Annotated in this window: 23 protein-coding genes; 7 read left to right on the top strand and 16 right to left on the bottom strand. The window is 55.9% G+C overall.

Translation table 11 applies throughout. From position 1 onward, the window contains the following. Window positions 1-315 precede the first annotated feature (315 nt). A complete protein-coding gene (locus EDC27_RS13535) occupies window positions 316-501 on the top strand; it encodes a hypothetical protein (protein ID WP_123291159.1) in 186 nt (61 codons plus the stop codon). On the opposite strand, the gene EDC27_RS13530 is transcribed toward EDC27_RS13535, so the two are convergent. Genes EDC27_RS13530 through EDC27_RS13520 form a run of 3 tightly spaced genes read right to left on the bottom strand, consistent with a single transcriptional unit; the run spans window position 498 to window position 3,333 of the window. Then, on the bottom strand, window positions 498-2,129 hold the full coding sequence (locus EDC27_RS13530) for a SidJ-related pseudokinase (RefSeq protein ID WP_123291158.1): 1,632 nt from the start codon (window positions 2,127-2,129) through the stop codon (window positions 498-500). The two genes, EDC27_RS13535 and EDC27_RS13530, sit on opposite strands and share 4 nt — an antisense overlap. Continuing rightward, entirely contained in the window at window positions 2,126-2,926 is an 801-nt protein-coding gene (locus EDC27_RS13525) for a histone deacetylase family protein (RefSeq protein ID WP_123291157.1), read from the bottom strand. Before EDC27_RS13525 ends, EDC27_RS13530 begins: the two co-directional genes overlap by 4 nt. Next, complete coding sequence (locus EDC27_RS13520) at window positions 2,920-3,333, bottom strand: hypothetical protein (protein WP_123291156.1); 414 nt, start codon at window positions 3,331-3,333, stop codon at window positions 2,920-2,922. The genes EDC27_RS13525 and EDC27_RS13520 overlap by 7 nt, the downstream gene beginning before the upstream one ends. A gap of 375 nt (window positions 3,334-3,708) precedes the next feature. Here EDC27_RS13520 and EDC27_RS13515 point away from each other — a divergent pair, with 375 nt between their 5' ends. The 4 genes from EDC27_RS13515 (at window position 3,709) to EDC27_RS13500 (ending at window position 9,565) form a co-directional block, all read left to right on the top strand. Continuing rightward, entirely contained in the window at window positions 3,709-4,344 is a 636-nt protein-coding gene (locus tag EDC27_RS13515) for a TetR/AcrR family transcriptional regulator (protein ID WP_123291155.1), read from the top strand. 88 nt (window positions 4,345-4,432) lie between these two features. After that, the gene (locus EDC27_RS13510) at window positions 4,433-6,292 is read left to right on the top strand and encodes an acyl-CoA dehydrogenase (protein ID WP_123291154.1); all 1,860 of its coding nucleotides are present in this window, start codon (window positions 4,433-4,435) and stop codon (window positions 6,290-6,292) included. Window positions 6,293-6,310: 18 nt separating this feature from the next. Beyond that, on the top strand, window positions 6,311-7,507 hold the full coding sequence (locus EDC27_RS13505; protein WP_123291153.1) for a thiolase family protein: 1,197 nt from the start codon (window positions 6,311-6,313) through the stop codon (window positions 7,505-7,507). 12 nt (window positions 7,508-7,519) lie between these two features. Then, window positions 7,520-9,565 (top strand): 3-hydroxyacyl-CoA dehydrogenase NAD-binding domain-containing protein, encoded by a 2,046-nt coding sequence (locus EDC27_RS13500; RefSeq protein WP_123291152.1) that lies wholly within the window; start codon window positions 7,520-7,522, stop codon window positions 9,563-9,565. A gap of 190 nt (window positions 9,566-9,755) precedes the next feature. Here the strand turns inward: EDC27_RS13500 and EDC27_RS13495 are convergent, their stop codons facing one another. Continuing rightward, window positions 9,756-11,135 carry a ThiF family adenylyltransferase gene (locus tag EDC27_RS13495; RefSeq protein ID WP_170161821.1) on the bottom strand — a complete coding sequence of 460 codons (1,380 nt, stop codon included), beginning with the start codon at window positions 11,133-11,135 and terminating at the stop codon, window positions 9,756-9,758. A gap of 137 nt (window positions 11,136-11,272) precedes the next feature. Between EDC27_RS13495 and EDC27_RS13490 the strand changes: the two genes are divergently transcribed. Further along, complete coding sequence (locus EDC27_RS13490) at window positions 11,273-12,259, top strand: glycosyltransferase family 9 protein (RefSeq protein WP_170161820.1); 987 nt, start codon at window positions 11,273-11,275, stop codon at window positions 12,257-12,259. A gap of 130 nt (window positions 12,260-12,389) precedes the next feature. Here EDC27_RS13490 and EDC27_RS13485 read toward each other — a convergent pair whose 3' ends face one another. The 4 genes from EDC27_RS13485 to hpt are packed head-to-tail and all read right to left on the bottom strand — an operon-like array spanning window position 12,390 to window position 15,367. Beyond that, window positions 12,390-12,668, bottom strand: coding sequence for an HU family DNA-binding protein (locus EDC27_RS13485; protein ID WP_123291149.1), 279 nt, complete (start codon window positions 12,666-12,668; stop codon window positions 12,390-12,392). A 34-nt stretch (window positions 12,669-12,702) separates the two neighbouring features. Next, a complete protein-coding gene (serS, locus tag EDC27_RS13480) occupies window positions 12,703-13,983 on the bottom strand; it encodes a serine--tRNA ligase (protein WP_123291148.1) in 1,281 nt (426 codons plus the stop codon). 21 nt (window positions 13,984-14,004) lie between these two features. Continuing rightward, complete coding sequence (locus EDC27_RS13475) at window positions 14,005-14,823, bottom strand: zinc-ribbon domain-containing protein (RefSeq protein WP_123291177.1); 819 nt, start codon at window positions 14,821-14,823, stop codon at window positions 14,005-14,007. After that, entirely contained in the window at window positions 14,813-15,367 is a 555-nt protein-coding gene (gene hpt / locus EDC27_RS13470) for a hypoxanthine phosphoribosyltransferase (RefSeq protein ID WP_123291147.1), read from the bottom strand. Before hpt ends, EDC27_RS13475 begins: the two co-directional genes overlap by 11 nt. Window positions 15,368-15,584: 217 nt before the next feature. Between hpt and EDC27_RS13465 the strand changes: the two genes are divergently transcribed. Then, window positions 15,585-15,803: a NifU family protein gene (locus EDC27_RS13465; protein ID WP_123291146.1), complete on the top strand. Its 219-nt coding sequence runs from the start codon at window positions 15,585-15,587 to the stop codon at window positions 15,801-15,803. Window positions 15,804-15,893: 90 nt separating this feature from the next. On the opposite strand, the gene EDC27_RS13460 is transcribed toward EDC27_RS13465, so the two are convergent. The 8 genes from EDC27_RS13460 to EDC27_RS13420 all read right to left on the bottom strand — a co-directional run bounded on the left by EDC27_RS13460 (window position 15,894) and on the right by EDC27_RS13420 (window position 24,747). Next, window positions 15,894-16,364, bottom strand: a complete 471-nt coding sequence (locus tag EDC27_RS13460) for a 23S rRNA (pseudouridine(1915)-N(3))-methyltransferase RlmH (RefSeq protein WP_123291145.1) — start codon at window positions 16,362-16,364, stop codon at window positions 15,894-15,896. Next, entirely contained in the window at window positions 16,361-17,155 is a 795-nt protein-coding gene (locus tag EDC27_RS13455) for a TlyA family RNA methyltransferase (RefSeq protein ID WP_123291144.1), read from the bottom strand. The genes EDC27_RS13460 and EDC27_RS13455 overlap by 4 nt, the downstream gene beginning before the upstream one ends. Further along, the gene (dxs, locus tag EDC27_RS13450) at window positions 17,127-19,031 is read right to left on the bottom strand and encodes a 1-deoxy-D-xylulose-5-phosphate synthase (RefSeq protein ID WP_170161822.1); all 1,905 of its coding nucleotides are present in this window, start codon (window positions 19,029-19,031) and stop codon (window positions 17,127-17,129) included. Before dxs ends, EDC27_RS13455 begins: the two co-directional genes overlap by 29 nt. A gap of 236 nt (window positions 19,032-19,267) precedes the next feature. After that, window positions 19,268-20,146 (bottom strand): farnesyl diphosphate synthase, encoded by an 879-nt coding sequence (locus EDC27_RS13445; protein ID WP_123291175.1) that lies wholly within the window; start codon window positions 20,144-20,146, stop codon window positions 19,268-19,270. 402 nt (window positions 20,147-20,548) lie between these two features. Further along, complete coding sequence (xseB, locus tag EDC27_RS13440; RefSeq protein WP_123291143.1) at window positions 20,549-20,827, bottom strand: exodeoxyribonuclease VII small subunit; 279 nt, start codon at window positions 20,825-20,827, stop codon at window positions 20,549-20,551. Between the two features lie 32 nt (window positions 20,828-20,859). Further along, window positions 20,860-22,263, bottom strand: a complete 1,404-nt coding sequence (xseA, locus tag EDC27_RS13435) for an exodeoxyribonuclease VII large subunit (RefSeq protein WP_123291142.1) — start codon at window positions 22,261-22,263, stop codon at window positions 20,860-20,862. A 473-nt stretch (window positions 22,264-22,736) separates the two neighbouring features. Beyond that, window positions 22,737-23,744, bottom strand: coding sequence for an ABC transporter permease (locus tag EDC27_RS13425; protein WP_123291140.1), 1,008 nt, complete (start codon window positions 23,742-23,744; stop codon window positions 22,737-22,739). Window positions 23,745-23,748: 4 nt separating this feature from the next. Continuing rightward, window positions 23,749-24,747 carry an ABC transporter permease gene (locus tag EDC27_RS13420; protein WP_123291139.1) on the bottom strand — a complete coding sequence of 333 codons (999 nt, stop codon included), beginning with the start codon at window positions 24,745-24,747 and terminating at the stop codon, window positions 23,749-23,751. Window positions 24,748-24,754: the final 7 nt, after the last annotated feature.

The raw sequence follows: 24,754 nt of genomic DNA, 5'->3' as shown, positions 1-24,754 counted from the left end.
ATGTTGCGTTTGAAACCATGACGCGCAGCCTCTCGCGGGCACGAAACAGCGGATAGCTTCTTCGTGGAATACTATAACATGGGACCCAACACCTAAGAGCTTATCCAAAAATGGGCGCGTTGCTTCCACCGGTGGGCACGGACCACAGCGCGATACGGTTTTGGGGCTCAGAGCTCCCCTACCGAAACCAGCTCAAAAAGGGTTCTCGGACAAACAATTTCCAGCTCCTTTAAGAACGTCGCACTCACCCCTGTGGCATAAAACAAGATGTGACCCCATGCGCCTTATGCGGTATTGGAAAAAGGAGTGAGAAGGATGAACGAAGCCGTACAACGCTTGATTCGGGCCACCAGGGATCTGATGGATTATATGGAAAAAGAGTTTGTTTTCGATAAGATGGGGGATGCCGGCTGCGGCGGGGTCGACCCCTACCGTTCCGAAACCTTGGATGCCCTCATTCAATCCGTCGGAGAGGCTTTAAAAGCCCTGGACGGTGACTAGCTGGGCCGCGAGGCAAGGTTTCGAGGGCCTTGGCGTTCACAAAAATAACGGCCGCTGATGCACAGGGCCGCCGCAGCCCCCACGAACTGAATCAGTTCGGGCAGAGAGATGCGGTCATTGAAAGCGCCCAGATGAGGTCCTGTGAGGAGCACCACATCGTCTTTGCCACGAACAAGGCGGCGTGCCTCAATCCTTGAATACCCTCGCTCCTCAAGAAACGTCCAAAACTCTTCGTCAGTCATGCTGTTTTGGTCTGCTACTCGAAGAATTTCTTCCATGTGCCGGTCCACGCCCATTTCCTCGATCATGCGTTCCACCAAGCGTTCCACCTGCCCCGGAATGGTCATCGGGGCCTCCTGACCGGCAAAAGCCTCATAGTAGGCGCGAAAGATCGATTCCATGAGTTTGATGAAAAAAGCCTTGTCAAACCAATTTCGCACGTCCACAGGTGTTCCGTCTGCCTGAAGGCCTCGAAGCCGCCGATCTCGATTCCGAAAATAACTCCCGCAGACCAAAAAGAGACTGAGCAAATGAGCGCCGATTTGTTCGTATATGGGCACGCCGTTGGCCCCCGCCGGTTCCAAATGTTCCAAATCCCGCACGCCCGAGGCTCCAAAATTGGGATAATCGCACGAAGCCAGCCACCGATCGAGCCTACCGGCTCGAGGCCACCGGTACAAGCCAGCGTCTTCTCGGCGATGCGCTTGCACACGGTTATGGAACAGAGGAATGGGCGCCGTGTGCAGGATCCCTTGAGTCGCCAGGCGTGCCAGCTCGCGGGCACTGCGCACCATGGCGGCAAGGAACGCCGCTTTGGGCAACATGCGGCCTTCCTTTGGCTGGTTGGGGTAGTCGAAGTAATTTAAGGGTGCTGTAAAGACAATGGCCCAAAGTTTGTCTCGATGCCCATGGTCTAAGGGCGAGCAGGCCTTTGGAAAGGATTCCACGCGACATAGCCAGGGGCCATTTGGTGTTAAGGGTGCGGGAAGTTGGGCCGTGTCCTCGGGGCACAGGAGCGGGTTTTCGTTGAGAAAACGCATCCATTGGATTTCTCGAAACAGGGCTTCAGCGCTTTCCGGGTCCTTGGCGGTTTTAAAGACGACAAGACGTCCTGTTTTTGAGCTTGGTTTCCAAAAGCTTCGACCGCATCTTTTCCAATAGCCTTCTGGCTCTGAGATTTGCGACGAACTTAAGACGTGCTGCCAGGAAAGGACGGGCACACACCACGGGTCGACGTGGAAGGAAGGGGGTGGAGACCCCATGGGCACGGGCAGCGCCCCCAGAGCTTCGCACGCTGCGCGCTGACAGGCTCCGTGGGGTTCCAGGCACAGCCGCTCCAGAAGCCTTCGTGCCTGATGCACCACGTTCGGGTGTGGGGAGGTTTCCAGAAGGTCCCGAAGTCCCAAGGCCGTTTCCCGACTAAAAAAGTAAGCCTGCTTTTGGGCCTGGTACGGTGGATGGGTGAGAATTTTCCCTAGAAGGCGCACCGTGCCCTCATCCACCACGGCCGGAGACTGGTGAATGAGACGGCGTAGATTCTGGGTTTTGAGAAATGCGCCAGTGAAATCTGACGGAGGGCCGCTCAGCTCGCGCTTGAGCTTTTCCAGTTCTCGATGGGCTGCTCTCATGGCCTCGCTGAGGGTATCACATCGCTTAACTCTTTGCCTTCCAAGCCTCGACAAAAGGCATACACGGCTTTGCCCAATTCATGGGGCAAGTAGCCTCCTTCCAGCACGGCAAAAACTCGCCCGGAGGCTTTCCGGCGTGCCGTCTCTCCCACTAATCGGCCGATATAATGATAATCGCGGTTGCACAGGCATCCACCCCAGTCTTTGAGGTGCATGTCAAAGCCTGCGGAGACGCCGATGATGTCCACCGAGGGCAAGGCGTCCAGAAAGTAGGCGATGGTCTCGACAAAATGTTCTTTTTCGGCCGATGAGACGTCAAGGAAAAGGCACCGAGCATCTTCCTGAAAAATTTCCGCGGTGCCGTCCCCTCGATGCATATCGAAATCGATCACAGCCGCTCGCTTCACAGTGCCGTCGTGAAGCAGGGCCAAAAGGGAGACGGCCATGTTGTTAAAAAAACAAAAACCGCCGTAGCGATTTCGGCCTGCATGATGCCCGGGCGGCCTCACGGCGGCAAAGACGGGCTGTTGTGTTTGGGCGGTGAGCCGCGCCGCGCAGATGGCACCTCCCGCAGCCAGGACGGCCGTTTCCCACACGGCCTTCCCTTCCAGCTGGACCTGAGTCAGATGGTCCGGCGTGTGCGCCCGCAAAAGATCGTCCTTGGAAGCGGCGCGCGGCGCCACCACCTCGTAGCATCCTTGCAGCTTTCCCATGATGGAACGCACTCGAGCGGGCGTTTCCACGGCCCCGGTGGAATAGGGGGTCAGGTAGGCTTTGTGAAACACCACTGTCAGCATGGGGCCCGCTCCGTGGGCTCCTCAGAGCTATGAAGTTCTCCAGATGGAGCTGGCCGGCGAGAACAGATGATTTCTTTCAGTTTTTCTGCAATGGCGTGGTAAATGGCCAGCGTTTCCTGAGTTCCGTACCCCTTGTCCGCATGAATGAACACCGGTTGGCCCGTGCCGTACTTGAGCTTGGATGAAACCACCACATAAGGAATATGGCGCTCCCGATCGCACGCATGGACAAGCTCGATGAAATGGCCGCGAATGAGGATGAGATCCGGTGTCGGCAGCTGAGGATGCATGTAGTAGGCAAAAGCCTCTTCCCTAGGGAATTGACGGACTTCCAAGTCCAAGCCGTGGCGGGCGCAGATTTTCTCGAGGAGCTTTCCATCAAGCCCGCAATGAAGCATGTAGAGCATAAAGCGTTTTCCAGGCCTCCTGGGGCTCTCCTCTGCGCACACCATAGCCGATCCTTGAAAAGAGGATAGCCATCTTCGAAAACAAAGGTATTTTAACGAATCTTTTCCCTCCTACCAAGCCTCCTCTAAAAAGCGCCTTCCCAAACGCAGGCAGAAAACCAACGCACCTGAATGCCGGATTCCATCCGTTTTGTTGGGAAACGGACGTCTGACAAAAAACCCTTCCCCAAGGCTGGACTCTCATGGTTTCAAAGGTTTTCTGTGGCCAAGCCGTTCTGAGCGCCTGCCGCGTTTTTTTCTTGACAGTTAAAGCGAGAAAAGTTTAATGAGATTGTGAATGACGATTCATTCAGGATCAAGTGGGAGCGACAAAGTATGGCGGAAGGGCGCGGAAATCATAGGAATTCCGACAAGAGGCGGCGTATTTTAGACGCCGCGGTTTCGGTGTTTGCGGAAAAGGGCTTCTTTCAGGCCCGCGTGTCCGATATCGCTCGCCTGGCCGGTGTGGCCGACGGCACCATCTATCTTTATTTCAAAAATAAGGATGACCTTTTGATTTCCATCTTTGAGGAAAAGATGAAGGAAATCAACGTGAAGTTCCGCGACGCTTTGGCTTGTGAAAAGGACGCTCTCGCCCGCTTTCGCTGCCTCATTGCCATGCATCTGGCGGGGTTTCAGGCCTATCCGGAACTGGCGGCGGTGCTTCAGGTGGAGCTGCGCCAGAGCAGTCGTTTCATGCGCGAATACAAAAAGGTGGAACTCAAGAACTATCTGGACCTCGTGGGTGAGGTGGTTCGTGATGGCCAGCAGCAGGGAGTGTTTCGGCAGGATCTGCCGTTGAGTTTGGTAAAGCGCTTTATTTTCGGCACATTGGATGAGGTGGTGTCCACGTGGGTGTTGGCAGGGCGTCCCTATGATCTTGAGACCCTGACGGAACCCTTGATGGATCTTTTCGTCAACGGGCTTGGGGTGCCTGAAGTCAAGGCCCGCCTGGCCGGCATGAACGCGTGATCCGTGTGGGCTGCCTCGGCGCGGATGCGCCGCGACGCATGACACAGAATGTTTCGGGTTCGAGACAAGGCTCAAGGAGGAAAAACTCATGAAGCTGCTTGTGGACGTGAGGGATCTCAAGTTTGTTCTCTACGAACAACTGAACGTGGAAGACCTGTGCAAGTATCCTCTTTTTTCCGAGTATTCCAAGGAAATGTTTGATATGGCCTTGGAACAGGCGGAAAAGCTTGCGGAGCAGGAATTCTACCCCACCAACAAAAAGGGAGACAAAGAAGGGTGCCGTTTTGAAAACGGTCTTGTAAAGGTGCCCGAATCCTTTCATCGACCGTATCGATTGTACTGTGAAGGTGGCTGGCTGGCCATGGCCGACGATCCCGAAGTGGGCGGCCAAGGCTTTCCGTTCATAATTTCCAATGCCTGTGTGGAATTTTTTGCCGCCGCCAACTGGGCCTTGCTCATGTATCCCGGCCTGACCCATGGCGCGGCTCGCCTCTTAAAAAAGTACGGCACGCCGGAGCTTCAGGAAAAGTACATGTATAAGATGTTTTCCGGGGAATGGGGCGGCACCATGTGCCTCACGGAAGCCGGCGCGGGCAGTGATGTGGGCAATCTGCGCACGCGCGCTGTGCCTCAGGGCGATGGCACCTACAAGATCGAAGGCCAAAAGATTTTCATTTCATCTGGCATGCACGATTTGACGGAAAACATCGTGCACATGGTGCTTGCCCGCATCGAAGGTGCGCCCAAGGGTACCAAGGGCATTTCCATCTTTCTCGTGCCCCGCTTTCTTGTGGATGATAACGGCAATTTGGTGGACAACGACGTCAACTGTGGCGGCATCGAACATAAGATGGGCATTCACGGATCCGCGACCTGCGTCCTCAATTTTGGAGAAAACGGCAAGTGTCTGGGCTACCTCATGGGCGAACCCAACAAGGGCATGCGCATCATGTTCGACATGATGAATGAGGCGCGCCTTTTCGTGGGCATGCAGGGCTTAGCCCATGCCAGCGCGGCGTATCTCCATGCGCTGCAGTACGCCAGGGAGCGCGTGCAGGGAACGCCGGTGGAAAAGATGAAGGATCCGGGTGCCGAACGTGTGGCCATCATCAATCATCCGGACGTGCGCCGTATGCTCATGTTCATGAAATCCAGCACGGAAGGTCTGCGGGCTCTGATGCACCTTGCTGCCTATTGCCTGGATCGGGTGCAGGTGGCCGAAACTGACGAAGAACGGGACCTTTACCAGGGTTATGTGGATCTTCTGATACCCATCTGCAAGTCCATGGGTAGTGACCTTGGCTTTCGCGTCTGCGAGACCGCGGTGCAGGTGTACGGCGGCTATGGCTACACGTCGGAATACCCGGTGGATCAGTTCCTCAGGGATTGTAAGATTGCCTCCATTTACGAAGGCACCAACGGCATTCAGGCCTTGGATTTGGTGGGTCGAAAGATCGCCATGAAGCGTGGCCTTTTGTTCAAGAATGCCGTCAAGTTCAGCACCGAATTGACGGCCAAGTTCCGCAAGAACTATCGCATGAGGGAAATGCTTGAAATTTACGATGAAGCTGCTGAAAGTCTCATTCAAGTCACCAAGTTCTTCGGACTCAAGGGTATGACCGACGAATTTCACGTGCCCATTCTCTACGCCAAACCTTACCTGGATCTCTTCGGCGATGTCACTCTGGGACTTCTGCTTCTGTGGCAGGCCTACATTGCTGACCGCAAGCTGTATGAGATTTACGCCGACCATGGGGCCAAGGATGACAAGGCGCGCCAGGCGGTGGTGGCGTCCAATCGCAGTGCGGCCTTTTACGCCGGCAAGATCGCTTCAGCCAAATTCTGGATGTTCCAGGTGCTTACCCAGGCGGCCGGAAAGGCTCGAGCGATCATGACCAGCGACAAGTCGCCTTTGGAAATTCCCGAGGAAGGTTTCGCTCTTGTTTAACACCAAGGAGGACATTCAATGAAGGCAAGGGACGTGGTTTTGGTGGACGGGATTCGCACGGCCTTCGGCAAGGCCGGAGAAAAAGGTATTTTTTGGATGACGCGGGCTGACGACATGGTCGTCAAGGTCATTCGAGAACTTCTGCGCCGCAATCCACAGGTGAAACCCGAAATGGTCGAAGAAAACGTCTGGGGAGCCACCACCCAGGAAGGCGATCAGGGTCTGACCATGGGACGCACGACGGCCATTTTGGCTGGACTTCCTGTTTCGACGGCTGGCTTTTCCGTGGATCGCATGTGTGCTGGAGGCATGACGGCGGTGACGTGCGCCGCTTCGGAGATCGCTCTGGGTTCCGTGGACGTGGCCATTGCTGGAGGCGTGGAACACATGGGGCATCATCCCATGGGAGCCACCGCAGATCCCAATCCGCGCTTCATTGCGGAGCGCATAGTTTCCGAAGACGCGCTGGTCATGGGAAAAACGGCGGAAAATCTTCATGACCGGTTTCCCGAGATCACGAAGGAAATGGCCGATGAATACGCGTGTTTGTGTCAGAGAAAGGCCTACAAGGCGTACCAAGACGGTATCATTCAGAAAATGATCGTGCCCATGACGGTTTACACCAAGAACGGCTGGGTGGTGGCGGACCGGGACGAACAGCCCCGCCCGGAAACGACGATGGAAGGCCTGGCCAACCTGAAAACACCGTTTCGCGTGCAGGGCAAGGTAACACCGGGCAATGCGTCCGGGTTGAATGACGGCGCCTGCGGCGTGCTGCTCATGTCCGCCGACAAGGCAAAGGAACTGGGGCTCAAGCCCAAGATGCGCCTGGTGGGGTATGCCTTTGCGGGTGTCCAGCCGGAAATCATGGGTTACGGGCCCGTGCCGTCCACCCACAAGGTCTTGGCCCGTACGGGATTAAAATTTGACGACCTGGACGTCATTGAACTCAACGAAGCCTTTGCGGTGCAAGCCGTGGTGTTCATGAAGGAATTCGGCATGAAGTTTCCCGATGACAAGCGCCTGAACCCCTACGGAGGTGCCATCGCCTTTGGCCATCCCTTGGCCTCCTCCGGCCCGCGGCTCATGATCCACCTCATGCACTACTTCGAAGCCCATCCGGAAGCCCGTTACGGTCTGGCGGCCATGTGCGTTGGGTTGGGCCAAGGCGGATCGGTCATTTGGGAAAACCTTCAAACCGCGAAGTCCGAATAAAGGGGGATTGTCATGGGCGAACCGGTGACCAAGTTTCTCGTAAACTTCTGGAACTCTCCCGTTGGCAAACTGGCTATCGTGACCATGGACAACGGGCATGATTACAAGAAACCCAACGTTTTCAGTGAAGCCGCCCTCATGTCTCTCAACGAGGCCATTGACACCGTGCTGGCCCAAGGGGACGTCAAGGGGCTCATGCTCACAGGAAAGCCGTACATCTTTGCGGCCGGAGCGGACCTGACCCAGGTGCCCTTTGTGACCACCTTCGAACAAGGTTACCAGATTGGCAAGGCCGGCCACACCATCATGAAGCGCCTCATGGACCTTCCCTTTCCCACCGTGGCGGCCTACAACGGCGTGGCCCTGGGTGGCGGCCTGGAAATTGGACTTTACTGCCAGTATCGCACCGTGGCTCGAAGTGTCCCGGCCATGGGCTTTCCGGAATGTTTCATCGGCCTGGTTCCGGGCTGGGGCGGCTGCACTCTGGCCACCAAGCTTTTAGGTCCGGAAAAGGCTCTGGAACTCATCATCTTCAACGCGCTCAATCAGAACCGCATGATAAATGGTGTCAAGGCCTACGAAATGGGTCTAGCGGACCGACTCTATGACGGAGCGGAATTTTTTGACGATTCCCTGCGATTCCTTATGGGCATTATCGACGGGACCGAAAAGGTGGAGCGTCATGCTCCTAAGACCACCAACCTGAAGGCGACCATCACCAAAGCCAAGGAATTCGTGGACGCAAAAGTCCACGGGGCGGCTCCGGCACCCTACCGCGCCATAGAACTCATCGAAGGCGCCACGAAATGGAGTGTGGAGGAGGGCTTTGAAGAGGAAAACAAAGCTTTGGGAGACCTCATCAAGAGCCGCCAGTGCAAGTGTTCCATCTATGCCTTTGATCTGGTGAACCGTTACGCCAAGAAAGTCAAAGGTGTTCCTGAAGCCAAGCCCAAGCCTGTGAAAAAGGTGGGCATCATCGGCGCCGGCCTCATGGCGTCCCAGCTGGCCCAGCTATTCATCTATCGGTTGGGTGTGCCGGTGGTCATGAAAGACATCAAGCAGGAATTTGTGGACAAGGGCTGCGCCTACGTGCACCAGGAATTTCAAAAGATGGTGGAAAAGGGCCGCATGCCCGAAGCCCGTGCCCGGTACCTGTCCAGCCTGCTGCGCGGCACGCTGAACTATGACGATTTTGCCGACTGCGATTTCGTCATCGAAGCCGTCTTTGAACGCATGGACATCAAGAAGCAGGTGTTTGCGGAAGTGGAGGCCGTTGTGGGACCTGAATGTATTCTCGCCACAAACACCTCGTCTCTGAGCGTCACCGAAATGGGCGCGGATCTCAAACATCCGGAACGAGTTGTGGGTTTTCACTTTTTCAACCCTGTGGCCGTGCTGCCTTTGGTGGAGATCATAAAAACACCCCAGACCAATGACCTGACTCTAGCCACCGCCTTCGACATGGCCAAAAAGCTCAAGAAAACGGGCGTGCTCGTCAAAGACGCCCCGGCTTTCCTGGTCAATCGCCTTCTGACCAAGATGCTTGTCGACTGCCTCACCATGGTGGACGAAGGCGCCGATTTCGCTCAGGTCGACGAAGCGCTGCTGGGTCTGGGCTTGCCCATGGCTCCCTTTGACCTGTTGGCCCTGGTGGGCTTTCCCGTGGCGTACCACGTGGCGGAAACCCTCAATCAAGCCTTCGGTGCGGAACGCTTTCCGCTCAACGCTAATTTCAAGAAGCTCGTGGATGCCGGCAAGAAGAGCATCTACGTGCCGGGGGCCAAGACCAAGAAGGTGGATCCCGAAGTGGAAAAGCTTTGGGTCAAAAAAGGCCAGAAGGAATTCCATCCCGATGAGATCCGCGATCGCGTGTTGGGCAACCTGGCTAAGGAAATTGACCTCATCTTAAGGGAAAAGGTTGTGGACAGTTCCCGGGATGTGGACCTAGCCATGATCATGGGCGCCGGCTGGCCCTTCTTCATGGGCGGCATCACGATGTACTTGGACATGACGGGCGTGACGCCCAAAGTGCTCCAGAAGGTGTTCTTTAGTTTCTAAAAATTATTGTCTCATGTTTTAATGAGATTTTGACCCGATCCGGCAGGAGGGGCTGGGAGAGGGTGTTCATGGGGGTGGTTCCGAGGGGGGCCGCCCCCAAGTCATAAAATTGAGCGGATTGTGTATGGGCCAGCCTCTGCCGGACCAACTTGAGGCCAACACGGCATCCGATGGAACCACAGGGCATTGTTCATAGTTGCGCTTCCGTGTCGGTGACGCTCATGAGCCGAACGCCGTGGAGTTCCATGGATTCGTAAAAGATGAGCCCTGGGGGTTCTCCGGAAAGGATGCGACGCAACGCATCGGCCATCAAGGCTCCCATGATCTGGTTGCTCATGACCACCGATGGATCCGCTTGAAGGAGGCAGGAGGCGCCTTCTTTCGCAGTGTTTTCCAAAGGGGGCTTCCACCGCGTGTCATGGTGGACGGCGCGCTCCTTGACAAGCCTTTTATGGGACGTCGCTTTTCCCCCTTCTCTTTGCCGTCTAGAAAGAATTCTATCCAGACCCAGAAGCTGTGCCGGTGTGTGCCGGCTGTGGTGAGGATGGTAAGCCACCACCTGGCCCCTGTCCGGGCCGGTTCCACCGGAGATGAGGATTTTGCCTTCTTGCTGAGCCCTCAGACTCAAAAGCCTTCGCGTCTCGAAGTTGTCCACGCAATCCAGGATGGCATCAAAGGGCGAAAGATCCGTATAGTCGTCCACGGCCTGCGGAATGCCTTGAGCCTGTACGGCAAAGAAGGTGTTCAGCCGATGGGCCAAGGCGGGAGCCTTTGGGGATCCGACGTCGCGAGCGAAAAAGATTTGACGATTCAAATTGGTGACATCCACCCGATCGGCATCAAATAGGGTGAGATGTCGGCATCCGCACAGGGCCAGGGTGGCTGCAGCGAAATTTCCCAGGGCTCCGGCCCCCACCACGGCGACTCGAAAATTGTCAAAGGAAGTTCGAGGATTCGGTCGCACATAGTCTACGGGTACAGTAGTGTGGGGTTGCCCGAAAAGCACCCGTTTGATTTCTTCCAGGGCCAAGCCCGCGGCAGCCATGGCCGTGGCCGCATCCTGCCAAGCTTTTGCCGAAAGGGAGCGCTCCGAAACCATGGCATGGATCAAGGCCGTTTCGTTGCCGGGGCTGTAGCTCCAAAAGCGAAAGCCGCTCTTGCATGGGGCGTTCAAGAATCGCACGGTGATGAGCGGAATGCAGTGTTGCCGAGCGGTATTGAAAAGAATCTTGTTGGTGAGTCCCAGTTGGGAAAAGTCCACAAGTGCCGAACATGGGGTCAACAAGGCGGCCGGGGCGGGGTGGGTGAGCCACCCCCGAAGGTGAATCCATTCCACGGCGGGTTCCAAGGTTTGAGCCAAGGTCACAAAGGGCTCGTGAAGTTCCGGGCAGATGATGAGAAAGCGCCTCGCCCCGAGAGCCGACGCCGCGGCAAGAAAAAATGACGCCGGGTAGGGCCCGTCTCCGACGATTCCCAGCCGGGCGTGGCTGATGCGGTCTTGTCGCCAGCCGGGAATCAACTGTTGGCGATGGTGTCGCATGTGCGGTGGCAGACCTTTTGACAGACTCATGATACCCCGATCCATGGGCACAGAAAAACGGGCCAAATCCGGCTTCAGAGCGGGTTTTTTTCTGCCGTCCTCGTTTACCTTGATGCGATGAAGCCTAAAATAGGTCGCGAAAAAGGTCCATACCCAAGGAAATGCAAATGGTTCGAGAATCTTTGCCAGTGGGATTTTGGCATCAGGGGGCTCTGGGAGATTTTGTGCTATTTACCCCCGTCTTGGATGCCTTTCAGGAAGTGTTTCCTCGCGTGCCCCTGTTTCTCTGGACGGTGCCGGCCTACAAAGACCTTCTGTATGGCAAGCCGTATTGTAGCGCTCTGGCCTCCTGTGACGGGCCCTTTTGGCAAGCTCTTTTTGTTGACGACGCCTGGGCATCCGTTCCGGTTCCGGAAGCCTTGCGCCGATGTCAGGCCTTTTTTTGGGTGGGACAAAAGGGGGCGCTGCCCATCGTGGATCGATTGAAGGAACGCCTAACCTGCCCCGTTTATTGGCTGCAATCCTTTCCCGACTCGTCGCCCACTTTGCCGGTCACGGAATTTATGGTGCAGCAGATGACCGCTTTAGGGCTGGCGCTGCCGAAACGGCGGCCAAAGCTGGCTGCCGATCCTGAGGCGACGAAGGATGTGGCGGCGTGGCTCGGTCAGAAGAATGTTCCGTGCAAGGGCTACGGCGTGGTGCACATGGGAAGTGGTGGGCTTCGAAAAGTCTGGCCCATATCCCGCTGGCGAAGCTTAATAGAAGTCAGCTCGGGCTTTTTCGGCGCGCCCATGGTTTTGTTGATGGGTCCGGCCGATGAAAGGCTCATGCCTTGCGTGGACGCGTTTTCCAGAACCTGGGGATGGCCCGTGTATCGCAGCCGTGACTTAAGGAAGTTGACGGCTTTGCTGCGTGGAGCGCGCTTTTTTGTGGGCGTTGATTCCGGCGTTTCTCATGTGGCCGCGGCCATGGACGTGCCCTCTCTGGTGATCTTTGGCCCGACCAACCCCGCAGTGTGGGCGCCACAGGGAAATCACGTGTGGATTTACCAGGACTCTTGGACTCCTCAGGAGGTCTTCCGCGACGAAAAAGACCCCGAAGGCAAAGTGGGCGCCGACGTGCTGCGGTGCCTTCAAATGGTCATGGGCATCTAGGCGAAAAAATCGGCACCCGCTTGATGCGGGCGCTCTATTTGCCTCCTTCAGCAACGGCTTAGTGCAGTTGGGGGAAAGCCATTGCGTGGACCGCGGGGATCATCAATGGTTTCAAGAGATGCTCAGGAGGTTATCGTTTGTCCACTCTTTCTTTCAGTTCCTTGCCGACTTTGAAAAACGGAAGCCGCTTGGGGCGCACTTCGATGAGTTCCCCTGTCTTGGGGTTTCGGCCCTTGTAGCCGTCGTAGTTTTTGACCTTGAAACTGCCAAAACCTCGAATTTCTACGCGATCTCCTTGAATGAGGGCCTTTTCCATGCTTTCGAACGTGACATTGACGGCCACTTCGGCCGCTTTCAATGTGATGCCTTCGGCCCTGGCCAGGGCTTCGATGAGTTGACTCTTGGTCATCGCTGTGGCTCCTTAGGTGAAATTTCTTTATGCGTTAACGCCGAGATGTGATGCGTTCCAGACCATTCATATAGGGACGCAAGACCTCTGGGATCCGTACCGTTCCGTCGGCCTGCTGATAGTTTTCCAGAATTGCCACGAGCGTGCGGCCTACGGCCAGACCGGATCCGTTGAGAGTGTGCACCAATTCGGTTTTCTTTTTGCCTTTGCGGCGGAAACGAATGTTGGCGCGTCGAGCCTGAAAGTCTTCGAAATTGCTACATGAAGAAATTTCCCGGTACGCATTCTGCCCGGGAAGCCACACTTCGATGTCATAGGTTTTGGCGGCGGAAAATCCCAGATCCCCTGTGCACAGCACCACCACGCGGTAATGGAGCCCCAGTTCTCGAAGGATGGTTTCCGCATTATCCAGCAGGGTTTCCAGTTCTTCGTAAGACGTTTCCGGTTTGACCAGTTTGACCAGTTCCACCTTATTGAACTGATGCTGCCGAATGAGCCCCCGCGTGTCTTTGCCGTAGGATCCCGCTTCCGATCGAAAACACGGCGTGTAGGCCGTATAGTATTTGGGCAGGTCGTCTTCTTCCAGGGTTTCATCCATGTGAATGTTGGTCACGGGTACTTCGGCCGTCGGTACGAGAAAATAATCCCACCCCTCCAGCTTGAAGAGATCCTTTTCAAATTTGGGCAATTGACCCGTGCCGGTCATGGCGGTGCGGTTGACCATGAAAGGCGGCAGCACTTCCGTATAGCCATGACGGGTTGTGTGCACATCGAGCATGAAGCTGATGAGGGCACGTTCCAAAGCGGCCCCGGCCCCCCAATACAGCGTGAAACGAGCTCCCGTCATGCGAGCGGCGCGTTCGAAGTCCAGGATGCCCAAGGCTTCGCCTAAGTCCCAATGGGCTTTGGGTTCAAAATCAAACCGAGGCGGTTCCCCCCACGTCTTGACCACGGGATTGGCACTGTCGTCCGCCCCAACGGGCACGGACTCATGAGGCATGTTGGGAATGAACATGAGAATTTCTCGAAACCGCTCCTCGATGCCGCCCAGCTCAGATTCCAATTCCTTGATGCGCTGGGACACGCCTTTCATGGCGTGCAAAAGATCTTCCGCTGCGGCTCCTTCGCGCTTTCGGCGCGCGATCTCCTCGGAAGCTCGGTTGCGTTCGTGCTTGAGTTGTTCCACTTCCTTAAGCAGGGCTCGTCGCTTCTCATCCAGCTTTCGAAACGACTCCAAATCCATGTCCATGTGCCGCTCCTGAAGCATCTGGGCGACCCGTTCCATGTTGTCCCGCACGAACTTAAGATCCAGCATGTTTGTCCTTCCACCTTTCGATTATTTTTCCGCCAGAGCGTTAGTCACTTCGACGCTGTAGTCTGACAGGAGGCTCAATTCGGGCAAGTTATAAAAAACAATCATGAAAGGCACCTTGCCCATGGACGGAATATGAACGTTGCTTAAATCTTTGCCTTCTCGATTCATCATGACATTTTGAATCTGTGTCATGTCCAGGCGCATGAGTTCTTCCCGGGACATGATGTTGCCGCAATAGGCTTTCTGGATTTGAGCCGGTTGTTTTTCCGTGGTGTAAAGCTTGCCCTCCACGAGGACAAAACTCACCGGGCCTCCCGATTCATTGACCGCTTTGCCTTCCACCACGAAGATTTGGCCTGCCGACATGTTTTCCAGAAAATAGGCGCGAATGTCCGGATCAATGGTGACCTGAGGCATTCCCGTCGACGTCACGGCGCTCGGTTCGACCTTGTCCTTTTCTTGAAGGATCAAACCCTTCGAATACAAGTAATAGGTCGCCGCGGCCACGGCCAGCAGAACAATGGTGAGAACGGCAAAGAGGATGCCGCGTTTGGACGCAGAGCGTTCCCGGGGCGTGAAAGGCCGAAGAACTTGTGGTGCGGGCCGAGTCACAGGGATGGCCGCATCGGCGTCGTGCTGCTCCTCGTCCTCATGTTCCGAAGGCCTTGTTTCCTCTTCAGCCATGAGCGACGGGTCAAAATCATCCGGTTCGGGCTCTTCGGGGCGCCGAACCACAAAAGTGTGTCCGCAACGGCTACAGCGAGCTTTAACCTTGTCCTTGTGAAGCCTCTTGGGATCCACACGGTACTTGGTTCCGCACAATTCACAGCTAACCAGCATGACTGCCCTCGACCATGGCGTCAAACGCCACCTCGTAGATGCCTTGAAGTCCCCGGTATTTTTCGGCGAAATCCAAACCGTAGCCCACGACGAAACCCGATGGAATGCGAAAGCCTGCGTAGTGCACGGGCATTTCCACGGCACGCCTTTCATACTTGTCAATCAGGGCACAGATTTTGACCGTGCGAGGGTTGCGACGTTGCAGGTGCCCCATGAGCCATCGCATGGTCAGGCCCGTATCCACAATGTCTTCCACCACGAGCACGTCACGGCCGTCGATGGAACATTCCAAATCTTTGGACAAAGTGATCCCGCCGGAAGATTCCGTGGACGTACCATAGCTGGCGATGCGAATAAAATCCACTTCCACGGGCATATCCAGGGAGCGGATCAGATCCGCGAGGAAGATAAAAGCCCCCTTAAGGACGCCCACCATCACAAGGTCTTTGCCTTGATAGTCGCTGGCGATTTGAGCGGCCAGGGCACGGACTCGGTTCTGTATCTCATCCTTAGAAATCTTGAGCACCAGCCTGTGAGCATTCATGCGCGTCCTTTCCCGAGAACCTTCGTAGGCGTCCTTGACATCGTACGTCTTTTAACCTAGCGGAAAAAAAAACAAAGGTCAATCGCTGTGTTTTCCTAACTCTTTAAAACCATTCACAATACAAAAAACGGCGTTAAACCCTTTTTGAGTTTGCGTTGTTCGCACGGAAGTCTTAATAATGGCATGAAGCTCATCTTGAAAAAAGGAAGGAGATCTTATGCGCGATCAGGTTGAAAAGGCTTTGGCCAAAATTCGCCCGATGTTGCAAAGAGACGGCGGCAACGTGGAGCTTGTGGATGTGGAAGGGTCGGTGGTGAAGGTTCGGCTCACGGGAGCTTGCCACGGGTGCCCCATGAGCCAGATGACGCTCAAGGCGGGCGTGGAAAGAATCATCAGGCAGGAAGTGCCGTCTGTGACGGAAGTCATTGCCGTTTGAAATTCATCCTTGCGGGCCGAACCGACGGTTTCCCTCGGCGTTTCGGCTCGCACGTTTTTGAATGGACGACCTGCGGCGCCTTATGATGCTTCACGATTTATGGTAGGGTTCACCGCGAAGAATGGTTAGGGCTCGATAGGTTTGTTCAGCCACCATGAGTCGCGCCAGGTCGTGAGGAAAGGTCATGGCGGATAGAGAAAACACGTGATGGGCCGTTCGCTTGACCTCATGGGATAGCCCCAAGGGCCCTCCCAGAATCATCCACACATCGTGTCCACCATGGTGCAGGCGCTGAAGGACATGGGCGTATTCTTGGGAAGTCAAGGCCGTGCCCTTTTCGTCCCAGACGATGAGGACGCCGCGCCCTGAAACCAGATTGACGATGCGGCGCCCTTCTTTTTCCAGCACCATCTTTTCGTCGGCCTTGGGGCCGACCCGTTCGGCCCTCACCACATGCACTTCCACTCGCACGTAATGATCGAGCCTTTTCAGGTACCGGTCGATACCCCGTTGCATTTCCGGAAAAACGGTTTTTCCCACAAAGACGAAATGAATTTTCATGGCCCATCTGCAGTGAATTGGCCTGTGTGGTCGACAGGGCTCTGAGCTGGGGGCGAATGTATTGCGGCCAGAAGAAACTCTCGATTTCCTTTAGGCCCCAAAATCGGAGAAGGAATGATCCCGAGGATTTGGAATGCCAAGGATTCAACGGTGTTAGCCACCGCTTGGCACACGGCTTGATGGACCGTTGCGTCCTTGACCACACCGCCTTTGTTCACGTGTTCACGACCCGCTTCAAATTGAGGTTTGACGAGGGCCACGAGAAATGATTCGGGTTTCAAAAACGTCACGACTTTGGGAAGAACCTGCTTCAGTGAAATAAAAGACACATCAACGACGGCGCCATCCAGCGGTTCCGGTATGGCGGATGGGTTCAGATGCCGGATGTTGCAGCGTTCCAAAACGACGACTCGAGGATCCTGGCGCAGCTTCCAGGCCAACTGGCCGTAGCCCACATCCACGGCGTACACCTTGAGGGCACCCCGTTGCAGCAGACAGTCCGTAAAGCCTCCTGTGGAAGCACCCACGTCCATGACCACTAAACCGGCCACATTCAGGTTGAAATGATCCAACGCATGGGCCAACTTGATACCGCCTCGGCTCACGTAAGGATGGTCCTGCCCATGAACCTGAACGTCGGCGTTTTCTGGAATCTTTCGCCCGCATTGAGTGACGGTGTGGCCATCCACCCGCACACACCCAGCCAGAATAAGCCCTCGAGCCTTTTCTCGGCTGGGAACCAGGCCCCGTTGCACCAAAATTTTATCTAATCGCTCGTACCGGGGCTTCATGGATCGCGGGTAGTGTGGCAACCAAGGCGTGTCGAACGCTGTGAGCGATGCCTTCTGCGTCCAATCCTAATTCTCGGCGCAGCTTTTTCAAATGGCCATGCGGAATAAAGGTATCGGGAATACCAAGGCGAAGCACGCGCCGAGGCAGCAGGCCTTCCTCGCTGAGCGCTTCCAAGACGGCGCTTCCGAAACCACCCTGGCGCACGTTTTCTTCCACCGTGACCAGCAAGGGCGTCTTGGATGCCCATTGGCCGATAAGGTGCACGTCCAGAGGCTTGACGAACCGCGCGTTGATCACCGTCGCCTCGATGCCCTCACGGGCAAGGATTTCGGCCGCCGCCACGGCTTCCATGACCATCGCTCCCACGGCCACAAGTGTCACGTGGTCGCCCTCTCGAAGCAGTTCCGCCACTCCAATGGGAAGAGCATGCGGTTCGGGATCCAATGGCACGCCCACACCTTGGCCTCGAGGGTACCGGAGCGCAATGGGGCCCTGCTGCAGCACGGCCGTCTTGAGCATGTGGCGTAGCTCGTTTTCATCCTTGGGTGCCATGACCACCATGTTAGGAATGTGTCGAAGGTAGGCCATATCGAATACGCCGTGATGGGTCGGGCCGTCTTCGCCCACAAGGCCGCCTCGATCCATGGCAAAAATGACCGGAAGCTTTTGCAAGCACACGTCATGAACGATCTGGTCGTAGGCACGCTGCAAAAAGGTGGAATACACGGCCACCACCGGGCGATACCCTTCGGCGGCGAGCCCGGCGGCAAAGGTCACGGCGTGCTGTTCGGCGATTCCCACATCAAAGAAGCGCTTGGGATAGACCTGCGCGAAAACGTCCAACCCGGTGCCTTGCGGCATGGCCGCAGTGATGGCCACGATGCGCGGATCCTTTTCGGCCAGTTCTGTAAGGCATCGGCCAAAGACGGCCGTGTAGGACGGTACGTTTTCTTTCCTGGTTTCCCCCGTCTTGGGGTCAAAACACCCGATGCCGTGAAACCGAGCCGGGTCACGTTCCGCAGGTTCATATCCTTTGCCTTTGACGGTCCCCACGTGAATGAGCACGGGACCCTTGAGGGATTTTGCGGTTTTAAAGGTTTCGATGAGCCGGTCCAGCCGATGGCCCTTGATGGGGCCAATGTATTGAAAACGCAACGCTTGAAAGAGCATGCCGGGCGTGAAAAACGACAGGAAGGATTCTTCGCTTTTTTTGAGCAGCTGAACGATATTGGATCCTACGCCGGGAATGGCCTTGAGGGTGTTTTCCACCTCCCGTTTGAGGCTCATCACCGTGCGGCTGGACAGCTTGCGGCTTAGGAAGGAAGACAGAGCGCCCACGTTCGGAGAAATGGACATTTCGTTGTCGTTGAGCACAACGATAAGATCTCGGCCTAAGTCCCCCGCGTGATTGAGCGCCTCAAAGGCCATGCCCCCCGTCATGCTGCCGTCTCCGATGACGGCGATGATGCGGCTCGGGCATCCTTTGAGGTGCTTAGCGCTGGCCATACCCAAAGCGGCGGAAATAGACGTGCTGGCGTGGCCCGCTCCAAAGGCGTCGTAGTGGCTCTCGTCGCGCTTTGGAAATCCACTGATGCCCTGCCACTGGCGTAGGGTGTGAAAGCGGTCGCGCCGGCCCGTGACAAGCTTGTGCGTGTAGCATTGATGCCCAACATCCCAGACGATGCGATCGGTGGGCGCATCAAACACATAGTGAAGGGCCAAGGTCAGTTCCACCACACCGAGGTTCGGGGCCACGTGGCCTCCGGTGCACGCGGTGGTCTGAATGATCACCCGGCGAATTTCTTCGGCAAGGGTTTCCAGTTCCTTGATAGACAGCCGCTTGAGGTCCGCCGGCGAGTCTATGGTTTGCAGCAAAGGGGTATCGATCTTAATGGACACTTGTTTGGGGTCAAAATTTCGTTCCACGTCGAATGGATTCTCCTTCAATCCCCAATAATGTCATGGTGCGCTGTGCGAGAAGCTTGCCCGGGGATAGAGACCGGGGGAGCGGCCCAGGCTGCGATACCTGCCTCCCATCTATTGTCGCTTACAGAAACAACGCGGCAGGGGCCTCTCACAAGCTCCCAAGATCCGTCTCCTGGTATTGAGCCTCAGGCTTTTCGCACCAAAAGATGGCGTGCCAAAGCCCGTAAGGGATCGGCTTGGTGTCCAAAGCCGTCCAGCGCTTTTATGGCCCGTTCAACATGGTTTTGAGCGATTTCTTTTGTTAGAGCCACGCCCACGAGGGCCGGGTACGTTTTTTTGTTTTTTGCCGCATCGGATCCTGCGGATTTTCCCATGACCTTGGGGTCGCCTTCCACATCCAGAAGATCGTCCGTAATCTGAAAAGCCAAACCCACATGCCTTCCGTATCGGCTCAGGGCCTCCAACGCCTCGGCCGAAGCTCCAGAAAGTACGGCCCCAATTTCCAAGGATGCGCTAATGAGCGCTCCCGTTTTACGGATGTGCATGTATTCCACCGTGGTCAGGTCCACCTCACGGGTTTCAGATTCCAGATCGATGATCTGGCCAGCGATCATGCCCTGGACTCCGGCAGCCCGTGCCAGAATGGCTACAGCCTGAAGGCGTCTTTCGGCAGGAACGGGGACAGCTTCGAAGGCCGATGGCGCTGCGAGAAGGCCAAAGGCTTCTGTAAGCAACAGGTCTCCGGCCAGAATCGCTACGGCTTCCCCATAAACCCGATGATTCGTTGGCCGCCCTCGCCGAAAATCGTCATTGTCCATAACCGGAAGATCGTCATGAATCAAGGAATAGGTGTGCACCATTTCTAAAGCACATGCGGCCGGCATCACGGCATTCGCCGATCCTTCTACCACTTCGGCGGCTGCCAAACACAAGATAGGCCGAATCCTTTTACCTCCGGCAAAAAGACTGTAGCGGGCCGCCTCAACCACGGTTTTTTCAAGGCCCGATGACGCCGGAAAGAAACGCTCCAGGGCTTCGTCAACTGCTTGGCACTTTTCTAACATGTAAGCTTTAAGGTCAAAGGATTCCACGGAAAAAGAACCTCTTTATTCAAGTTTGGGCTTCCTTGTATCACGAACGGGACCTTCGTGCCAGTGGGAAATCTGTTTTCCGCGGCACCGATCACAAGCGGTGATGTGAGAGTAGGCCCGGTAAGGGATCATGCCCCGGCGCTCTTTCCCGATACTGAAGCGCGCGCCCTTTTTGGGCAGGGGCGAATTTTCTTAAAACCCAGGGGCGCTTCTGCCAGTCCGCAAAGCAAAACCCTAGAACAGCCCCTGCATCGGGAAGCAAGGACCGGCAGAGCTACTCTCTGCAAGGTGTTCAGGCGCCGGTCAGCGGGGAGCCCTTCAGGTTGATCAGGACCTGCGTGTCGCCTCGAAAAGATACGGTCCGGGCAGTCGCCCCTAGGATTCGTTGTTTTGCAGCGGCTTGTCCAAGGGCGTAGTGATCCACCGCCCGTCTTCCCCCTGAACCAGCTTTTGGACTTTCTTTTCGGCTTCTTCCAGTTTTTCGTGGCACAGACGCACAAGACCCACACCTTCGGTAAAGGCTTCTATCGCCTGTTCCAGAGGCATATCTCCCTTCTCAAGCTTTTCCACGATTTGTTCCAGCCGTTTCATGGCTTCTTCAAAATTTTCGGTTTTTTTTCTTTTGGTCCTGCTCTGAGCTTCAGCACCCACCATAGAAAATCCTTTCTCAGTGACGATGCGCAGTTTTACAAAGACTTGGACCCGTCCTGCCCCACCAAAGGCTTCTCGCTGATTTCCACAACCTGGGCTTTCACCTGCCCTTCGGCCAGTTGAATGCGCACCATGTCTCCAAAGTGCACTTGGGACGCGCGGCGCACCAGGATTTTTTCCGGCAACTTGAACGTCAACGAATATCCTCGGGCGAGGATCCCTAGGGGACTCAAAGATTCCAACCGAGCTGCTACGCCCTGAAGCTGAAGACGCCACCGATCCATGGCCCGAAAATGTTCCGCCACCAGGCGCCGGGATAGAAGATCCAGTCGAGTACACAGGTCGGCCAACCGTTTTTGGGGATGGACCTGCTGCAGTCTTTGCGTTGCGTGGTTCGAGCGCATGCGCCAGAGATGCAGCCGATGAGTCATGGCGCGAACCAGGCGGTCCAGCCGATCGTCCACGGCCAGGCGCCAGTCCACGAGGCGACGGCGCGGATCGGTCAGGCGGATTTCGAGGTGGGCAAGGCCGGTTCGCAGGCGGTCCACACGAGCCGTCCAGGCCGCATGCAAACGTTTGGCCTGATCCATCAAGCGCCGTTCCACCTCTTCTAGGCGACTCACCACCCACTGGGCGGCAGCCGTGGGCGTTGGCGCACGCCAATCGGCCACCATATCCGAAATGGTCACATCGATTTCATGGCCCACAGCAGAAATCACGGGAACGGTGCATGCGGCAATGGCCCGCGCTGTCATTTCTTCATTGAAAGGCCAAAGATCTTCCAAGCTGCCACCGCCTCGACCCAGCAGCACCACGTCCCAGCCAAAAGTGTCCTTCAAGGCTGAGACCGCTTGCAGAGCTCGAGCGATTTCCGGCGCGGCTTCTTCTCCCTGCACGCGCACAGGCAGCAGAGTTACCGTCAGTGGATAAGGGCAGCGTTGAAAGACCTTCAAAATATCCCGCACAGCTGCGCCCGTGGACGATGTGATCACGGCGATCCGTTGTGGTCGCATCGGTAAGGGACGTTTCCTCTCGGAATCAAACAGCCCCTCTTTGAGTAGCTTTTCCTTGAGTTGCTCAAAGGCGAGTTGCAGCGCTCCGAGACCCTCAGGTTCCAAAATGTCGGCAATGATCTGGTATTCCCCGCGGGGTTCATACACGCTGAGCCGACCCTGACACAGCACCGCCATGCCGTCTTCCGGGCGAAACTTTAACCGTGTGTACTGGGTTCGAAACATGACCGTTCGAATCTGGCTGTTTTTGTCTTTCAGCGTGAAATAGGCGTGCCCGGATGCGGGAATTTTCAGGTTGGAGATTTCCCCGCGAACCCACACGTAGGGAAAGTTGGCTTCCAGCAGACCCTTGATGCGGGCGTTCAGCTGGCTGACCGTCATGATGACCGACGTTTCCACAGTCGCAAAAGGGGACGTTATAGGCATAGCAACAAGTTCCTTTGCACGATGACCTCACGTGTTGACTCTGTGGGAGCGTGGCAAGCATCGCTCCATTCTCCCAACGTGCACCGCGCCTTCAAAGTTGAACGACTCACAGGCTGCAGTCTGTCTTGGAGCGCCCCTTGCAGCTCGCGCGACGCTGACCTTACGGGTTGACTCTTTAGGAGCGGCGCATGGCGCCATGGCCAGTGAGAGGTCGCACCCCTTTGGATTCCCGAATACCCTCATTGTAACGTGCGCCGTCCCTAAACGTTGCCTTCGCGGATAACCTTCTAACAGCATTGCCGAGGACGCCTTGGCTCGACCTTATGAGACGGGCGATGTCCTTGAAGCTCGGGCATCTATCGCCTAGCCAAAGCCCTCTCCCTTGAAAGTCCAAAGCTTGGACTCTTTCATTAACCGCTGAGCCCTTCATCGTGCCTTTCCTTCGACACCTTCCCAAAGGCACTTGGGCACCGTCATTCAAAGAGCTTGGGATCCATGGCGTCTCTGAGGCCTTCCCCTACCAGGTTGTAGGCCGTGATGCCCAGAAAGATGGCCACGCCCGGAAACGTGGTCAGCCACCAAGCAAATTCGATGTAATCGCGGCTCTGGCTGAGTATATCCCCCCAGCTGGGCGTGGGAGGCGGCACACCGAAGCCGAGAAAACTCAGACTGGATTCCGTCAAAATGGCTCCCGCAATGCCAAAGACCGCGGAAACCAGCACAGGAGCCATGGCGTTAGGGAGCATGTGCAGGAAAATGATCCTCAGGTGCGACGCGCCCAAGGCCACCGAGGCTTGAATAAAGTCCAGTCGCTTCAGTTTAAAAAATTCGGCGCGCACGAACCGAGCCACTCCCGTCCAGCCCGTCAGTCCGATGACCACCATGATGTTGTAAATGCTTGGCGGCAAAAAGGCGATGATGGCGATGATGAGAAAAAAGGTCGGAATGGTTAAAAGTATTTCGATGAGGCGGCTGATCAGCGCATCGACCCAGCCGCCGAAGTAGCCAGCGAGGCCCCCAAGGGTGATGCCGATCACCAAAGCGATGCTCACGGCCACAAAGCCTACGGACAAGGATATTCGGGCCCCATGAATCATGCGACTCAGCACGTCGCGCCCTCGATCGTCGGTTCCGAACCAGTGTTTGCGCGATGGGGCTGACAGGTTTTCCAGCAGATCGTATTCCGATGGGGAGTAAGGCACCGGGGGCCACAGAGCCCAGGATGGCGGGTCGCCGAAAGGTTTCTGAAAGACAAAAACCTCAGGATTCCATAAATCCTTCCATTGGCCCGTTTTCGGTCGAAGTTTTTCGTTAAAGACGGGAAAAACCAAGCGCCCTTGCCAGAACGCCACGATAGGCCGATCATTGGCCAGCATAGGGGCCAAGAGGGCCACCACTGCCATAAATACGGAAACCCACAGGCCTGCCATGGCTCGGCGCTTTTTCCTGAAGTGTTGCCAGACCACTTTCCAGTACGACATTTCTTCAGTCCAACTGGATGCGAGGATCCAACACGGCGTACAAAATGTCTGAAAGCAGCAGCCCAATCAGAGTGAGCAGCGCGGAAATGGTCGTGATGGCCATTATGACCGGATAGTCTCGGGACAACACCGCCTCGAAACCCAGTTGCCCCATACCGGGAATGGAAAAGATGCTTTCGATGATGACACTGCCACCAAACATGGCCGGAAGCAAGAAAGCCAACAGAGTGATGATGGGCAGGAGCGCATTGCGAAAGGCATGCTTCATAACGACCACCCGCTCGCTCAACCCTTTGGCTCGAGCCGTGCGCACGTAGTCTTCTCGAATCACTTCCAAAAGTTCCGCTCGCGTCAGGCGCGAAAGGTAGGCAAACCCACCGTAGGTCAAGCAAGCCACGGGAAGCACAAGGTGTTCAAGGCGATCCAGTATCTGACGCCACAGAGGCCAGTTTTCCGCGCCAATGGATGAAATGCCATAGATGGGAAAAATGTCCCAAAAGTCGCCACCGCCGAAAAGCATGATCAAGAGCATGGCCACCCAGAAGTTGGGCAAGGAATAGAGGAAGAAAAAGAACAGCGTGAGGACCTTGTCCGGAAGGGTGTCCGGATGGGTGGCGGAATAGACGCCAAAGGGAATGGCGATAAGGTAGACGAGAAAGATGGAAATGAGGTTGATCTGTATGGTCACGGGAAGCCGCTCGGCGATCTTGTCCATGACTCGTCGATGGTCCTTAAATGATGTGCCGAAGTCCAGGGTAAAGACCCGCTTGACCCAGAGCAGGTACTGAACGGGCAGGGGTTTATCCAAACCGTAAAGTTTTTTCGTCTGTTCGATGACCTGTTTCGCGTAAGCGGTATCGGCCATTTCGCCCTGAGTGGCCATTTGCAGTTTGAGCATGGCGGGGTTTCCCGGGGCCAGCTGGATGATGCAGAAGGTGATAAAGGTGATCCCCAAAAGCGTCGGAATCATCTGCAACAACCTCTTAACCAGATACGCCCGCATGCTCTCC

This window comes from Desulfosoma caldarium (assembly GCF_003751385.1).
Lineage (GTDB): Bacteria > Desulfobacterota > Syntrophobacteria > Syntrophobacterales > DSM-9756 > Desulfosoma > Desulfosoma caldarium.
Note: the sequence above shows the minus strand (reverse complement) of the source record. Positions and strands in the feature narration are given on the sequence as shown.

Coding starts and splice junctions, on each gene's coding strand:
- EDC27_RS13445 (WP_123291175.1), bottom strand. CDS start 20,146: ATGTTAGAAAAGTGCCAAGCAGTTGACGAAGCCCTGGAGCGTTTCTTT.
- EDC27_RS13500 (WP_123291152.1), top strand. CDS start 7,520: ATGGGCGAACCGGTGACCAAGTTTCTCGTAAACTTCTGGAACTCTCCC.
- EDC27_RS13455 (WP_123291144.1), bottom strand. CDS start 17,155: ATGAAGCCCCGGTACGAGCGATTAGATAAAATTTTGGTGCAACGGGGC.
- EDC27_RS13535 (WP_123291159.1), top strand. CDS start 316: ATGAACGAAGCCGTACAACGCTTGATTCGGGCCACCAGGGATCTGATG.
- xseA (WP_123291142.1), bottom strand. CDS start 22,263: ATGCCTATAACGTCCCCTTTTGCGACTGTGGAAACGTCGGTCATCATG.
- EDC27_RS13520 (WP_123291156.1), bottom strand. CDS start 3,333: ATGCTCTACATGCTTCATTGCGGGCTTGATGGAAAGCTCCTCGAGAAA.
- EDC27_RS13420 (WP_123291139.1), bottom strand. CDS start 24,747: ATGCGGGCGTATCTGGTTAAGAGGTTGTTGCAGATGATTCCGACGCTT.
- EDC27_RS13425 (WP_123291140.1), bottom strand. CDS start 23,744: ATGTCGTACTGGAAAGTGGTCTGGCAACACTTCAGGAAAAAGCGCCGA.
- EDC27_RS13460 (WP_123291145.1), bottom strand. CDS start 16,364: ATGAAAATTCATTTCGTCTTTGTGGGAAAAACCGTTTTTCCGGAAATG.
- xseB (WP_123291143.1), bottom strand. CDS start 20,827: ATGGTGGGTGCTGAAGCTCAGAGCAGGACCAAAAGAAAAAAAACCGAA.
- serS (WP_123291148.1), bottom strand. CDS start 13,983: ATGCTGGATCTTAAGTTCGTGCGGGACAACATGGAACGGGTCGCCCAG.
- EDC27_RS13505 (WP_123291153.1), top strand. CDS start 6,311: ATGAAGGCAAGGGACGTGGTTTTGGTGGACGGGATTCGCACGGCCTTC.
- EDC27_RS13485 (WP_123291149.1), bottom strand. CDS start 12,668: ATGACCAAGAGTCAACTCATCGAAGCCCTGGCCAGGGCCGAAGGCATC.
- EDC27_RS13495 (WP_170161821.1), bottom strand. CDS start 11,135: ATGAGTCTGTCAAAAGGTCTGCCACCGCACATGCGACACCATCGCCAA.
- EDC27_RS13475 (WP_123291177.1), bottom strand. CDS start 14,823: ATGCTGGTTAGCTGTGAATTGTGCGGAACCAAGTACCGTGTGGATCCC.
- EDC27_RS13465 (WP_123291146.1), top strand. CDS start 15,585: ATGCGCGATCAGGTTGAAAAGGCTTTGGCCAAAATTCGCCCGATGTTG.
- hpt (WP_123291147.1), bottom strand. CDS start 15,367: ATGAATGCTCACAGGCTGGTGCTCAAGATTTCTAAGGATGAGATACAG.
- EDC27_RS13525 (WP_123291157.1), bottom strand. CDS start 2,926: ATGCTGACAGTGGTGTTTCACAAAGCCTACCTGACCCCCTATTCCACC.
- EDC27_RS13510 (WP_123291154.1), top strand. CDS start 4,433: ATGAAGCTGCTTGTGGACGTGAGGGATCTCAAGTTTGTTCTCTACGAA.
- EDC27_RS13490 (WP_170161820.1), top strand. CDS start 11,273: ATGGTTCGAGAATCTTTGCCAGTGGGATTTTGGCATCAGGGGGCTCTG.
- EDC27_RS13515 (WP_123291155.1), top strand. CDS start 3,709: ATGGCGGAAGGGCGCGGAAATCATAGGAATTCCGACAAGAGGCGGCGT.
- EDC27_RS13530 (WP_123291158.1), bottom strand. CDS start 2,129: ATGAGAGCAGCCCATCGAGAACTGGAAAAGCTCAAGCGCGAGCTGAGC.